Source organism: Rouxiella chamberiensis (assembly GCF_026967475.1).
GTDB lineage: Bacteria > Pseudomonadota > Gammaproteobacteria > Enterobacterales > Enterobacteriaceae > Rouxiella > Rouxiella chamberiensis.
On the sequence record NZ_CP114058.1, the window covers coordinates 2,234,985 to 2,249,142 of the forward strand.

Annotated in this window: 6 protein-coding genes and 4 pseudogenes; 5 read left to right on the top strand and 5 right to left on the bottom strand. The window is 56.4% G+C overall.

All coding sequences use genetic code 11. From position 1 onward, the window contains the following. The first annotated feature begins 56 nt into the window (after positions 1 to 56). The 4 genes and pseudogenes from purB to O1V66_RS10385 all read left to right on the top strand — a co-directional run bounded on the left by purB (position 57) and on the right by O1V66_RS10385 (position 5,035). Complete coding sequence (purB, locus tag O1V66_RS10370; protein ID WP_045046493.1) at positions 57 to 1,427, top strand: adenylosuccinate lyase; 1,371 nt, start codon at positions 57 to 59, stop codon at positions 1,425 to 1,427. A 237-nt stretch (positions 1,428 to 1,664) separates the two neighbouring features. Beyond that, positions 1,665 to 2,340, top strand: a pseudogene (gene phoP / locus O1V66_RS10375) (two-component system response regulator PhoP). Between the two features lie 5 nt (positions 2,341 to 2,345). Continuing rightward, positions 2,346 to 3,800 (top strand): annotated as a pseudogene (gene phoQ / locus O1V66_RS10380) (two-component system sensor histidine kinase PhoQ). A 113-nt stretch (positions 3,801 to 3,913) separates the two neighbouring features. Beyond that, positions 3,914 to 5,035 (top strand): ribosomal protein uL16 3-hydroxylase, encoded by a 1,122-nt coding sequence (locus tag O1V66_RS10385; protein WP_045046490.1) that lies wholly within the window; start codon positions 3,914 to 3,916, stop codon positions 5,033 to 5,035. A 44-nt stretch (positions 5,036 to 5,079) separates the two neighbouring features. Here the strand turns inward: O1V66_RS10385 and pepT are convergent. The 5 genes and pseudogenes from pepT to lolC form a co-directional block, all read right to left on the bottom strand. Continuing rightward, positions 5,080 to 6,314 (bottom strand): annotated as a pseudogene (gene pepT / locus O1V66_RS10390) (peptidase T). A 99-nt stretch (positions 6,315 to 6,413) separates the two neighbouring features. Further along, positions 6,414 to 7,244, bottom strand: coding sequence for a Sir2 family NAD+-dependent deacetylase (gene cobB / locus O1V66_RS10395; protein ID WP_045046488.1), 831 nt, complete (start codon positions 7,242 to 7,244; stop codon positions 6,414 to 6,416). A gap of 39 nt (positions 7,245 to 7,283) precedes the next feature. After that, positions 7,284 to 8,538, bottom strand: a pseudogene (gene lolE, locus O1V66_RS10400) (lipoprotein-releasing ABC transporter permease subunit LolE). An 8-nt stretch (positions 8,539 to 8,546) separates the two neighbouring features. Beyond that, positions 8,547 to 9,251 (bottom strand): lipoprotein-releasing ABC transporter ATP-binding protein LolD, encoded by a 705-nt coding sequence (gene lolD, locus O1V66_RS10405; protein WP_045046486.1) that lies wholly within the window; start codon positions 9,249 to 9,251, stop codon positions 8,547 to 8,549. Continuing rightward, positions 9,244 to 10,446, bottom strand: coding sequence for a lipoprotein-releasing ABC transporter permease subunit LolC (lolC, locus tag O1V66_RS10410; protein WP_045046485.1), 1,203 nt, complete (start codon positions 10,444 to 10,446; stop codon positions 9,244 to 9,246). Before lolC ends, lolD begins: the two co-directional genes overlap by 8 nt. 211 nt (positions 10,447 to 10,657) lie before the next feature. On the opposite strand from lolC, the gene mfd reads away from it, so the two are divergent. Beyond that, positions 10,658 to 14,119, top strand: coding sequence for a transcription-repair coupling factor (gene mfd, locus O1V66_RS10415; protein ID WP_414058461.1), 3,462 nt, complete (start codon positions 10,658 to 10,660; stop codon positions 14,117 to 14,119). Positions 14,120 to 14,158 lie beyond the last annotated feature (39 nt).

The window sequence follows — 14,158 nt, forward strand, 5'->3', positions numbered from 1 at the left end:
CCGTCGCCAGACAGGTATGAAATTTTACTGTTAATAAGATCCTGGAGTTGCTACCGATGGAATTATCCTCACTGACAGCCGTTTCCCCCGTTGACGGACGCTACGGTGACAAAGTCAGCGCGCTGCGCACTATTTTCAGCGAATTTGGTTTGCTGAAATTCCGCGTGCAGGTTGAAGTACGTTGGCTGCAAAAATTGGCCACCTGTGCAGAAATCAAAGAAGTCCCTGCTTTTGACGCCGACGCAAACGCTTTCCTTGACCAGTTAGTGGCCAATTTCGATGAAAAAGACGCTCAGCGTATTAAAGACATCGAGAAGACCACCAACCACGACGTGAAAGCCGTGGAATATTTCCTGAAAGAAAAAGTAGCCGCTATCCCGGCTCTGCACGCCGTTTCAGAGTTCATCCACTTCGCCTGTACCTCCGAAGACATCAACAACCTGTCGCACGCGCTGATGCTGCAAACTGCGCGTCAGGATGTGGTGCTGCCCTACTGGCTGAACATCGTGGATTCCATCAAGGCGCTGGCTGCCCAGTACCGCGATATCCCGCTGTTGTCCCGTACTCACGGCCAACCTGCCACGCCTTCCACCATCGGTAAAGAGCTGGCCAACGTCGCCTACCGTATGGACCGCCAGGTCAGGCAGCTGCAACAAGTTGAAATTCTGGGTAAAATCAACGGCGCTGTGGGCAACTACAATGCGCACATCGTGGCCTATCCTGAAGTTGACTGGCACCAGTTCAGCGAAGAGTTTGTGACTTCGCTCGGAATTACCTGGAACCCGTACACCACCCAAATCGAGCCGCACGACTACATTGCCGAGCTGTTTGACTGCGTTGCGCGCTTCAACACTATCCTGATCGACTTCGATCGTGATATCTGGGGCTACATCGCGCTGAACCACTTCAAGCAGAAAACCATTGCTGGTGAAATTGGTTCTTCAACCATGCCGCACAAGGTTAACCCGATCGACTTCGAAAACTCCGAAGGCAATCTGGGTCTGGCGAACGCCGTACTGAACCATCTCTCCAGCAAACTGCCTGTTTCCCGCTGGCAGCGTGACCTGACCGACTCCACCGTGCTGCGTAATCTGGGCGTGGGCCTGGGCTATGCGCTGATTGCCTATCAGGCAACCATGAAAGGCATCAGCAAGCTGGAAGTCAACGAAGCCAATCTGGTGGGCGAGCTGGACCGCAACTGGGAAGTGCTGGCAGAGCCGATTCAGACCGTCATGCGTCGTTACGGCATCGAGAAGCCTTACGAGAAGCTGAAAGAGCTGACCCGCGGCAAGCGTGTTGACGCCGAAGGCATGAAAGTCTTTATCGACAGCCTCGAACTGCCGGAAGAAGAGAAAGTGCGCCTGAAAGCCATGACACCTGCGAACTACATCGGTCGCGCCGCCACTATGGTTGACGAACTGAAGTAAGTGACCGCTTTCTGTTGAATCATGAGGAGAGAAAACATCTGTTTTCTCCCTTTTTCTTTTATACCTTGCCCGTTATCAAGAATCTCGACACATTGGCGCACTCATCTCGCACTAAAAAAATAACCTCACGTGACTTTCTTTTCTCGTTTATATTTCGTTTATAATTTCCCACCGCTGGTTGATAGCAGGTTTATCTTTTAACGATGATAATGAGCCCAGCCGAAACCGGAGAACATTATGCGAATTTTAGTCGTTGAAGATAATGCGCTGTTGCGCCATCATCTGTCCGTGCAGTTGCGCGAGATGGGAAACCAGGTAGATTCTGCCGAAGATGCCAAAGAGGCCGACTATTTTTTGCAGGAGCATGCGCCTGATATCGCCATTGTAGACCTCGGCCTGCCGGGTGAAGACGGATTGAGCATGATCCAGCGCTGGCGTAATCATCAGGTCAAACTGCCGATTCTGGTACTGACCGCGCGCGAAAGCTGGCAAGACAAGGTCGCGGTGCTTGAAGCCGGTGCCGACGATTACGTTACCAAGCCCTTTCATCTCGAAGAAGTGATCGCGCGGATGCAGGCCTTGATGCGCCGCAACAGCGGTCTGGCCTCGCAGGTCATCGCCCTGCCGCCGTTCGTTATCGACCTGTCGCGGCGTGAACTTACCGTCAACGAACCAGCCGGTCAAACTTACCGCCTTCGAATACACCATTATTGAAACCCTTATCCGCAACGCCGGAAAAGTGGTAAGCAAAGACAGCCTGATGCTGCAACTTTATCCCGACGCCGAACTGCGAGAAAGTCACACCGTTGATGTGCTGATGGGCCGGTTGCGCAAGAAGTTGCAGGTCGAACATCCGCAAGAGGTGATTACTACAGTGCGCGGTCAAGGTTATCGCTTTGATATTCGGCCGTGAAATCGATGCGCAGCAAGGGTAAAAATCCTTTTTCACTGCGATCGCGCTACATGATGGCGACCGCCGCCGTTGTGCTGGCGCTGTCTCTGGCCTACGGGCTGGTGGCGGTAGTCGGGTATATGGTCAGCTTCGATAAAACGGCCTATCGCCTGCTGCGCGGAGAAAGCAATCTGTTTTTCAGCCTTGCACAGTGGCACGACAACAAACTCTCCATCAATGTCCCGCCCGATCTGGACCTGAATTTCCCGACGCTGGTGTTTATCTATGACACCCACGGCAAACTGCTGTGGGCGCAGCGGCGCGTGCCCGATCTCGAGGCGCAAATCAGCAAGTCATGGCTCAACAAGGCCGGATTTTATGACCTCGACACCGATACGCTGACGTCGAGCGAGGTGGTCGGCAATAATCCCCGCGCGCAGGATCAACTGAAGAATTACGATGGCAACAATGCTTCCGCCATGACGCACTCGGTGGCGGTGAATACCTACGCCGCCACTTCGCGGCTTCCGGCGCTGAATATCGTGGTGATCGACAGTATTCCGCAGGAGTTGCAACACTCTGATCTGGTGTGGGAATGGTTCAGCTATGTGTTGCTGGCCAACCTGCTGCTGGTGGTTCCCCTGCTCTGGCTGGTGGCCTACTGGAGTCTGCGCCCTATCAAGGCACTGATTGGACAGGTCGCCGAGCTTGAAACCCGGGAGCGGGAGTTGCTCGACGAACACACGCCGCTCGAACTTCGCGGGCTGGTGCGCAATCTCAACATCCTGTTAAGCAGCGAACCGCGGCCGCTATGACCGTTATCGCACCACGCTTGCCGACCTGACGCACAGCCTGAAAACGCCGCTGGCGGTGCTGCAGACGACACTGCGCTCCATGCGCAACAGCCAGCAGATGACCATCGAGAAAGCCGAACCCATAATGCTGGAACAGATAAGCCGCATCTCACAGCAGATTGGCTACTATCTGCATCGCGCCACCTTGCGCTCCGAGCACCTGATTCTGGTGCGCGAAATCCATTCTGTTCCAGCGCTGCTCGACGGCCTCTGCTCGGCCCTGAACAAGGTTTATCAGCGCAAGGGCGTCGAGCTGACCGTGGATATCTCTCCCGAAATCACCTTTATCGGCGAAAAAACGACTTTATGGAGATTATGGGCAACGTCATCGACAATGCCTGCAAATACTGTCTGGAGTTTGTCGAAATCAGCGCGGTGCATACGGAAAACGAGCTGGTGATTCTGGTCGAAGACGACGGACCGGGCATTGCCGAAAACCAGCGTGAAATGATCTTCAAACGGGGTCAGCGCGCCGATACGCTGCGTCCGGGTCAGGGCCTCGGGCTGTCGCTCGCCAGTGAAATCATCGAGCAATATGACGGCAAAATCCTGATAGGCGAAAGCGAGTTGGGTGGCGCGAGCATGCGTATCTGCTTTGGTCAGCAATATGACAGCGATCCCTCCTGAGTTTTACGCCAATCTGCGAGCCTTATCGACGAATTGAGCGGAGATTGCCTGCGCCAGCGGCTTGATGTTCCGTTATAATCTCTGTCAGACATTAGCAATCCGTGGAATAAAATATGGATTATCAACTTGATTTAGACTGGGACGATTTCCTTGCGCGTTACTGGCAGAAGCGTCCTGTCCTGCTTAAACGCGGCTTTAAAAACTTCATCGATCCCATCTCCCCTGATGAACTCGCGGGCCTCGCAATGGAAAACGAGGTAGACAGCCGCCTTGTAAGTCATGACAAGGGTCGCTGGCAGGTCAGCCACGGGCCTTTCGAAAGCTATGACCATCTCGGCGAGAACAACTGGTCGATTCTGGTTCAGGCCGTGGATCACTGGCATGAGCCGTCTTCACATCTGATGCGCCCTTTCCGCCAGATCCCCGACTGGCGTATGGATGATCTCATGATCTCCTTCTCGGTACCGGGCGGCGGCGTGGGTCCGCATCTCGACCAGTATGATGTGTTTATCATTCAGGGTACCGGTCGTCGCCGCTGGCGCGTTGGCGAGAAAATCCCGATGAAACAGCACACGCCGCACCCTGATTTGCTTCAGGTCGAGCCGTTTGACGCTATCATCGACGAAGAGATGGAACCCGGCGACATTATCTATATTCCGCCCGGCTTCCCGCATGAAGGCTATTCGCTTGAAAATGCGCTGAATTATTCTGTCGGCTTCCGCGCGCCCAGCTCTCGTGAAATGGTCAGCGGCTTTGCCGACTATGTGCTTTCGCGTGAACTTGGTGGCAAGCGCTACACCGACCCCGAGTTGGTAACCCGTGAAAACCCTGCCGAAATACAGCCGCAGGAGCTGGACGGCCTGCGCAACATGATGCTGGATCTGGTCGGCAATCCGGAACACTTCAACAGCTGGTTCGGCGAATTCATCACTCAGTCGCGCCACGAGCTTGATGTCGCGCCACCAGAGCCGCCTTATCAGCCGGGCGAAATCTATGAACTGCTGGAGTCGGGTGAAACGCTGCAACGTCTTGGCGGGCTGCGCGTGCTCCACGTTGGCAACCGCTGCTATGTCAACGGTGAACCTATGGTAACCGAGCATATCAAGGCCGCCGATGCGCTGAGCCGCAGTCTGATTGTCACCCACGACATGCTCGGCGACGCGCTGGAAGATCCCTCTTTCCTTGCCATGCTGTGTGCGTTTATCAACAACGGTTACTGGTACTTTAACGATTAAGCCCGTGTTGTCCGAGGCCTCCCTGAACAAGGAGGCCTCTTCTTTCAGCGTTTTGCGCGCTCTGCGGTCAGCTCCGCAATCTTCATGATTACCGCCACGGCGCTCTCCATTCCTTCAAGCGTAATGAACTCGTGTTTACCGTGGAAGTTGTAGCCACCGGCAAAGATATTCGGGCAGGGCAAACCACGAAATGACAGCTGTGAACCGTCTGTGCCGCCGCGAATCGGCTTGATTATCGGGGTAATATCGCAATCTTTCATCGCCTGCTCGGCAATGGCAATGATATGCGGATGCTCGGCCACCTTGTCGCGCATGTTGAAATAGGAATCGCTCAGCGTCACCTCGACCGAAACCAGTCACGATGCAACCCCTGACTCAACTGCTGCGCAATGTCGCGCATCTTTTGTTTACGCGCCTCGAATGCCGCCGTGTCGAAATCACGAATAATGTAGTGCATCTCGGTGCGTTCAACGTTGCCCTTGATCCCGGTCAGGTGATAGAAACCTTCATAACCTTCTGTATTTTCAGGTGTTTCCTCGGCGGGTAAGGCGGCGTGAAAACGCGTGGCCAGCGACATCGCATTCACCATCACGCCTTTGGCACTGCCCGGATGCACATTATTCCCGACAATATTGACCGTTGCCGACGCCGCGTTGAAGTTTTCGAACTCCAGTTCACCCACGGCGCTGCCGTCCACCGTATACGCCCAGTCGGCGGCAAAATGCTCGACATCGAACGACTGCGCGCCTGTGCCGATTTCTTCATCCGGAGAAAAGGCAATGCGCACCTTGCCGTGCGGAACATCGCTGTTTTTCAGTCGCACCATCGCGGTGACGATTTCCGCGATCCCGGCTTTGTCATCGGCACCCAGCAGCGTTTTGCCATCCGTGGTGATCAACGTTTTACCGTGCATGCTGTGCAGCACGGGGAACATCTCGGGAGAAAGGCAATCTTCGCCATCGCCGAGGGCAATATCGCCCCCGCGATAGTTCTCGACTATCTGCGGATTGACATTGCGCCCCGTAAAATCGGGTGCCGTGTCGAGGTGAGAGATAAAACCGACAGTCGGCACCGGCCAGCTTACATTGGCGGGCAACGTCGCTACCACGCAGCCTTTTGGCGTAATGGTGACGTCACTCAACCCTAGCGTGGTCAGCTCGTCGCGGAGAATCTCGGCAAAACGACGCTGCCCTTCCGTGCTCGGAATGGTTTTCGCGTTGGGTTTGGATTGGGTATCGATGGAAACATAATGAAGGAAGCGTTCTAGCAACTTGTCCATAATCGGGCATCCTCAGGAAACAGAAAGGTAGTATGCGCAGCTTGAATTTAATTGATGTTGCGTCAGGTCATGCATAGGCGCAATCCCTGACGCGCTGACTTATCGCCAGTCGTCGCTCTTTCGACTTAAAAAGGCGTGAACGAATTCGGGAACCACGGTACTGGCAAGGCCGTAGATGCGCTCGTCGAACTGGCTTTCAACCTGGCTCGGCTCCAGGTTAAGCTCGAAGGTATGCGCGCCCTGAATATGGGCTTCATGCACAAATCCTGCGGCCGGATAGACATGTCCCGACGTGCCGATGGCGATAAAGAAATCCGCCTTGGCCAGGGCGCTGTAGATTTCGTCCATGCGAACCGGCATTTCGCCGAACCACACGACGTGCGGGCGCAGTGGCGCCGGAAACTGGCAGCAGTGGCAACGATCGTTTACCGTCAGATCCGTGGTCCAGTCAAACACCTGCCCCGACACGGTACAGCGCACTTTCATCAGCTCGCCGTGCATGTGCAGCACGCGAGAGCTGCCGGCACGCTCGTGAAGGTTGTCGATATTTTGCGTCACCAGCAGGAAATTGTCGCCCAGGGCATCTTCAAGCACGGCGAGCGCATGGTGCGCGGCATTGGGCTTGATGGAGTCTTCCTGCAACTGCTGGCGACGCGCATTGTAAAACGCCTGAACCAGCTCGGGATCGCGGCGATAACCTTCGGGTGTAGCGACATCTTCGACCTTATGTTCCTCCCAGAGTCCATCCGCCGCACGGAAAGTGCGGATCCCGGACTCGGCCGAAATACCGGCACCGGTGAGCACCACCACGTAAGGTCGTTTCAATTCAGCCGCCGCCATGCTGTCGCGATGAAAGATATTCGACCGAAAACGCTGATGGCGTATGCGCTTGTTTTTGCGAAATCGTCGCAGACGATGGTGTGTGCGCATTTTCACCGCTCCTTGTCGTGATTCTTACTCTGACTGTAGTCATAGGAATCGATTACTGCCCCCGCTCAATACGCGGGCCGGGTCGATACGGCTGGCGCGACGCGCCGGATACCAGCTTGCGATAAGGCTCAACACCAACGCCGTCGCCAATACGCTTGCCACATCTATCCAATGCAGTTCCGAAGGTAAAAAATCGATGAAATAAATATCGCCGGAGAGGAATTTATGCCCCGTCAGCTTCTGCAATGCATTAATGATATTCGTCAATTGTAACGACGCAATGACGCCTATCACCACTCCGCACACGCTGCCGACCAGTCCGGCCATAAGCCCGTACCAGATAAATACCGCGCGGATCAAACCGTCTTTGGCACCCAGCGTGCGTAACACCGCGATATCGCTGCTTTTATCCTTTACCGCCATGACAAGGGTCGAGACGATATTAAAACAGGCAACGCCAATCACCAGCACCATCGCCAGATACATAATGGCGCGGATCATCTGGATATCTCGATACATATAACCGTAAGTGCCTATCCAACTGCTAATGTAAACGTAGGCTTTTGTGACCTCTCCCGCATCACGCACCAGCTTGTTGGCAGCAAAAACATCGTTAACCTTGATGTCGATTCCGGTAATGCTGGTGCCCATGTCCTGATACTGCTGCGCATCGGCCAGCGGAATCAGCGCCATGCTGTGGTCAAGTTGTCCGCTCAGTTGCAGAATGCCGGTGACATGCAGGCGGATCCTTTTGGGCTGCAACAGTTTCATTTCAGGGTCACTGTTCGGGATCATCACGGTGACATAGCCGCCCTGCCTGACGTTTCAGCGCATCGGCGACGCCCTTGCCCAGAATTATCTGCTGTTCACCGGCCTTGAAGTTCTGCCAGGCATCACCCTGCACAAACCGCGGCACCGCGCTGATACGCCCTTCCTGATCGGGAGAGACGCCCTTGACCTGCAGGGCGCGCAGCTTGGCACCATTTTCAACCAGACCACTAAACTGGATATACGGCGCAGCGGCAACGATGCCCGGCACCTTCTCGACGCGATCGATAACCCCCTGCCAGCCGTTGAACGGTTGATTGACAGGGCTAATCTGACCATGAGGCACTACGGCCAGCACGCGGTCTTTCAGCTCGCGCTCAAAGCCGTTCATCGCGCTCAGGCCGACAATCAGTACCGCAACGCCGAGCGCAATACCCAGCGTCGAAATCACGGAAATCAGCGACACCATGCCGCCGCCGCGTCGGCCACGGCTAAAGCGCAGGCCGATAAGAAGAGAGAATGGCATGGCTGACATCAACGCGCCCCCAGCAGGGTAGAGTCGGTCTGCAACTTGCCGTCGCGCATTTCAAGCTGGCGGCTCAGGCGATTGGCCAGATGCAAATCGTGAGTCACCACCAGAAACGCCGTGCCCTGACGCACGTTCAACTCGCCGAGCAGCTCGAAAATGCTGTCGGCGTTTTTCTGGTCGAGGTTGCCGGTCGGTTCATCGGCCAGCACCAGCGCCGGGTTGTTTACCAGCGCGCGGGCAATCGCCACACGCTGACGTTCGCCGCCCGACAGCTCGGAAGGTCGATGTTTGCTGCGATGCTCAAGCCCTACGGCAGCCAGCATTTCGCGCGCGCGGTCCTGCACTTCGGATGCCTTGTTTCTGCCTATCAATAGCGGCATTGCCACGTTTTCAAGCGCGGTGAAGTCCGGCAGCAGGTGGTGAAACTGATAGATAAAGCCCAACTGACGATTACGCAACTCGGCCTTGGCCGACGATGACATGGCATTCAGCGATTGGCCTTTGAAAATCACTTCGCCCGACGTCGGGGAATCCAGCCCGCCCAACAGGTGCAGCAAGGTACTTTTACCGGAGCCGGAACTGCCGACGATGGCCATCATCTCGCCCGGCTGGATGGCAAAGGAGACGTCACGCAGCACGTCGGTATTCAGTTTGCCTTCCTGATAGGTCTTGCAGAGGTTTTCGCACTGCAACAACAAGGAATCATTCATAACGTAAAGCCTCTGCGGGTTGGGCGGCGGCGGCGCGCCATGAAGGGTAGAACGTAGACAGTAACGCGATGGCCATCGCGACCAGCGCGATAACCACGACTTGCAGCGGCTCGATGTCGACAGGCAGCGACGCGCCGTCGAGCATCACGCCAATCGCCGGCATAATGGTATTCAACTGGGTGGCAAGCAACACGCCCAGCAGCGCGCCCAGCAGTGCGCCAATCACGCCCGCACTCGCGCCCTGCACCATGAAAATAGCCATGATCTGGCGGCGCGTCAGGCCCTGGGTTTTGAGAATCGCGACCTCGCCCTGTTTCTCCATGACCAGCAGACCCAGCGAGGTGATGATGTTGAACGCAGCGACGGCAACGATCAGGCTCAGCAGCAGCCCCATCATGTTTTTCTCCATGCGCACGGCCTGGAACAGTTCGCCGCGACGCTCGCGCCAGTCTTTCCACTGCGTGCCTTTCGGCAGCGCCTGCGTCGCGAGGGTATCGACGTCCAGCGGATTGTTCAGATACAGCCGCCAGCCGGTGACGTTGCCCTGTGGATAGAGCATCATGCGCGAGGCGTCCTGCACATTGACCAGCATTTCGTAGCCGTCGACTTCACTGTTGGCCGCAAAGGTGCCCGCCACGGTGAAGAGGCGCTGGCTCGGAATGCGGCCCATCGGCGTAAACTGACTGACGCTTGTCACCATCAGACGCAGGGTGTCGCCACGCTTGACCTTCAGCTGCTGGGCGAGCTGGTCGCCCAGAATCACCTGATATTTATTCGGTTGCAGCACCTGCTGACTGACGCCCACCAGCGTGCTGGAGAGTTGATCGAGCTGCCCGGGATCAACCCCGAGCATCACGCCCACCGCCACGCTCGCCGGGCTTTGCAGTACCACGTCACCGGTGGTGAACGGCACGGCACGGCGTACGCCCTGCAACTTCATGGCGTCGTCATGGGTAACTTGTTGAGGATTAAGCGATCCCTGCGCTGTGGTGAGGTAAGCTTGAGGCATCAATCCCAAAATATTGCCTTCGAGATCTTTCTCAAAACCGTTCATCACCGACAGCACGGTGACCAGCGCCATTACCCCAAGGGTAATGCCAATGGTGGATAGCCAGGAAACAAACCGCCCAAAGCGGTCCGAAGCTCGCCCGCGCATATAACGCAGGCCGATAAATAGCGCGACAGGTTGATACATGAAATCCGTTATGTGCAGTAGCTCAATGCAAAGTGATCAACGATAATAAAGGCTACCTCCGCTTTATGGAACCATTAACGGTGTAACTCGACGGCTTTTATTTATGTAGAGTCGTGTACAAATCGGATTGACCTGATAGTAAACCCCGTCGCAAGATACGGTTTATAAATCCGGCCCTTACCCGCCGACAAGAGAGATAGTGAAACTGCTTATGCTTCAAAAAATACCTAAAGACCTGCGTTACTCACTGCCAGAACGTGCGGGCGACACACGTCAGCTCGGACAACTCACCGGATCGGCCTGCGCACTGGAATGCGCACAAATCAGTGAACGTCACGCGGGTCCGGTGATGCTTGTCGCGCCGGATATGCAAAACGCCCTGCGGCTGCGCGATGAAATCCAGCAGTTTACCGAACACAAAGTCATCAGCCTCTCGGATTGGGAAACGCTGCCCTACGACAGTTTTTCTCCGCATCAGGAAATAATTTCAACCCGTCTGTCGAGCCTTTATCAACTGCCAACGATGGAACGCGGCATTATTATTTTGCCGGTGAATACATTGATGCAGCGCGTCTGCCCGCACGAGTTTCTGCACGGCCATGCGCTGGTGATGAAAAAAGGCCAGCGCCTGTCTCGCGACAAACTGCGATCGCAGCTGGAGCAGGCGGGGTATCGCAGTGTCGATCAAGTGATGGAACACGGCGAATTTGCTACCCGTGGCGCCCTGCTCGACCTGTATCCGATGGGCAGCGACGAGCCGTTCCGCATCGACTTCTTTGATGACGAGATAGACAGCCTGCGCCTGTTTGATGTCGATACCCAGCGCACGCTGAGCGAAGTCGAGTCCATCAACCTGCTGCCCGCGCACGAATTCCCGACCGATAAAAACGCCATCGAGCTGTTTCGCAGCCAGTTCCGCGAGAAGTTCGAGGTGCGCCGCGATGCCGAACATCTCTATCAGCAGGTAAGCAAAGGCACCTTTCCTGCCGGTATTGAATACTGGCAGCCGCTGTTTTTCAGCCAGCCGCTGAGCAGCCTGTTTAGCTATCTGCCAAAAAATACGCTGGTGCTGAATACCGGATCTCTCGAGCAGTCTGCCGAGCGTTTCTGGCAGGATGTGGTGCAGCGTTACGAAAACCGCCGCGTCGACCCGATGCGCCCGCTGGTGGAGCCGGACCTGCTGTGGCTGAAAGTCGACAGCCTTTTCGCCGAACTCAAGCAATGGCCGCGCATTCAGCTGAAAACCGACGTGCTGCCCGATAAAAGCGCCAACACCAATCTCGATTATCAGCCGCTGCCCGACCTCTCCGTCGTGCCGCAAAACAAGACGCCGATGGACAACGTGCGCCGTTTCAACGAATCCTTCACAGGCAGTATCGTATTCTCGGTCGAAAGCGAAGGTCGCCGCGAAACGCTACAGGATTTGCTGGGTCGCATTAAGCTCAACCCTACCCTCATCACCCGTATCGAAGACGCCGAGGCGCCGGGCCGCTACATCATGATTGGGGCCTGCGAGAAAGGCTTTCTCGACAACCAGAGACAGCTGGCGCTGATTTGTGAAAGCGACATGCTGGGCGAGCGCGTGGCGCGCCGTCGGCAGGATACGCGGCGGGCCATCAACACCGATACGCTTATCCGCAATCTGGCAGAGCTTCGCCCCGGTCAACCGGTGGTGCACCTCGAGCACGGCGTGGGGCGCTATCTGGGCCTCACCACGCTCGAGGCGGGCGGCATCAAGGCCGAATACCTGATTCTGACCTATGCGGGCGAAGACAAACTGTATGTGCCGGTGTCGTCGCTGCATCTGATAAGCCGCTATGCCGGGGGTGCCGATGAAACCGCGCCGCTGCATAAACTGGGCGGCGAAGCCTGGTCCAGAGCCCGGCAGAAAGCAGCCGAAAAAGTCCGCGATGTCGCCGCCGAACTGCTGGATATCTACGCCCAGCGCGAAGCCAAGGCCGGTTACGCCTTCAAGCACGACAAAGAGCAGTATCAGCTGTTCTGCCAGACCTTCCCGTTTGAAACTACGCCGGACCAGTCGCAGGCTATCAATGCGGTGCTGACCGACATGACGCAGCCGCTGGCGATGGACCGCCTGGTGTGCGGCGACGTGGGCTTTGGCAAAACCGAAGTCGCCATGCGCGCCGCATTCCTTGCCGTCTCCAACAACAAGCAGGTGGCGGTGCTGGTGCCGACGACCCTCCTCGCGCAGCAGCACTTCGACAACTTCCGCGATCGCTTCGCCAACTGGCCGATTCGTATCGAGATGATGTCGCGCTTTCGCAGCGCCAAAGAGCAGCAGGGTGTGCTGGAAGAAGCCATCGAAGGCAAGGTCGATATTATTATCGGCACGCACAAACTGCTGCAAAGCGACCTGCGCTGGAAGGATCTCGGCCTGTTGATCGTCGACGAAGAGCACCGGTTTGGCGTGCGTCACAAGGAGCGGATCAAGGCGATGCGCGCCGACGTCGACATCCTGACCCTGACCGCGACGCCTATCCCGCGTACTCTGAATATGGCGATGAGCGGCATGCGCGACCTGTCGATTATCGCCACGCCACCGGCGCGCCGTCTGGCTGTTAAAACCTTTGTGCGCGAGTACGACAGTCTGGTGGTACGCGAAGCCATTCTGCGTGAAGTGCTGCGCGGCGGACAGGTTTACTACCTGTACAATGACGTCGCCAATATCGACAAGGCCGCCCAGCGCCTCGCCGAACTGGTGCCCGAGGCGCGCATTGCCATCGGCCACGGCCAGATGCGCGAACGTGACCTCGAGCGGGTAATGAACGATTTCCACCATCAGCGTTTCAACGTGCTGGTCTGTACCACCATTATCGAAACCGGTATCGATATTCCGAGCGCCAATACCATTATCATCGAGCGGGCGGATCACTTCGGGCTGGCGCAATTGCATCAGTTGCGTGGACGTGTGGGTCGTTCGCACCATCAGGCCTATGCCTATCTGCTGACCCCGAATCCGAAGGCAATGTCTGCCGATGCGCACAAGCGACTGGAAGCCATCGCCTCGCTCGAAGACCTCGGCGCAGGTTTTGCGCTCGCGACCCATGACCTTGAAATTCGCGGCGCGGGCGAGTTGCTGGGCGAAGGCCAGAGCGGCCAGATGACCACCGTTGGCTTCTCGCTGTATATGGAACTGCTTGAAAATGCGGTGGAAGCGCTGAAAGAAGGCCGCGAGCCGTCACTTGAAGACCTCACCACCAGTCAGACCGAAGTCGAAATGCGCATGCCTGCGCTGTTGCCGGAGGAGTTTATTCCCGACGTCAACACCCGTCTGTCGCTGTACAAGCGTATCGCCAGCGCCCGCACCACGCAGGAAGTCGATGAACTGCGCGTCGAGCTGATTGACCGTTTCGGAACGCTGCCCGACGGCGCGCGCAATCTGCTGAGCATCGCCGTGCTGCGCCTGAAAGCCAAGGGACTCGGTATCAAGCGCATTGAAGGCAACGATCGCGGCGGCTTTATCGAGTTCGGCGAGAAGAATCGCGTCAACCCAAGCTATCTGATTGGTCTGCTGCAAAAGCAGCCGCAGGTGTATCGCCTGGATGGCCCGAGCAAGCTGAAGTTTATGCTTGAACTCACCGATAGGCCCGAGCGTCTGAAATATATCGACGGCCTGCTGGAAGACTTTGCGGAGAATCAGCTACCGGCTTGATGCGTAAGCTGCCGAACGCGTTGCAAAAACAAAAAGCCC

What these genes read in the sequence shown, in the direction of transcription:
- cobB (WP_045046488.1), bottom strand. Translation starts at nt 7,244, where the DNA reads ATGCGCACACACCATCGTCTGCGACGATTTCGCAAAAACAAGCGCATA.
- mfd (WP_414058461.1), top strand. Translation starts at nt 10,658, where the DNA reads ATGCTTCAAAAAATACCTAAAGACCTGCGTTACTCACTGCCAGAACGT.
- O1V66_RS10385 (WP_045046490.1), top strand. Translation starts at nt 3,914, where the DNA reads ATGGATTATCAACTTGATTTAGACTGGGACGATTTCCTTGCGCGTTAC.
- lolC (WP_045046485.1), bottom strand. Translation starts at nt 10,446, where the DNA reads ATGTATCAACCTGTCGCGCTATTTATCGGCCTGCGTTATATGCGCGGG.
- purB (WP_045046493.1), top strand. Translation starts at nt 57, where the DNA reads ATGGAATTATCCTCACTGACAGCCGTTTCCCCCGTTGACGGACGCTAC.
- lolD (WP_045046486.1), bottom strand. Translation starts at nt 9,251, where the DNA reads ATGAATGATTCCTTGTTGTTGCAGTGCGAAAACCTCTGCAAGACCTAT.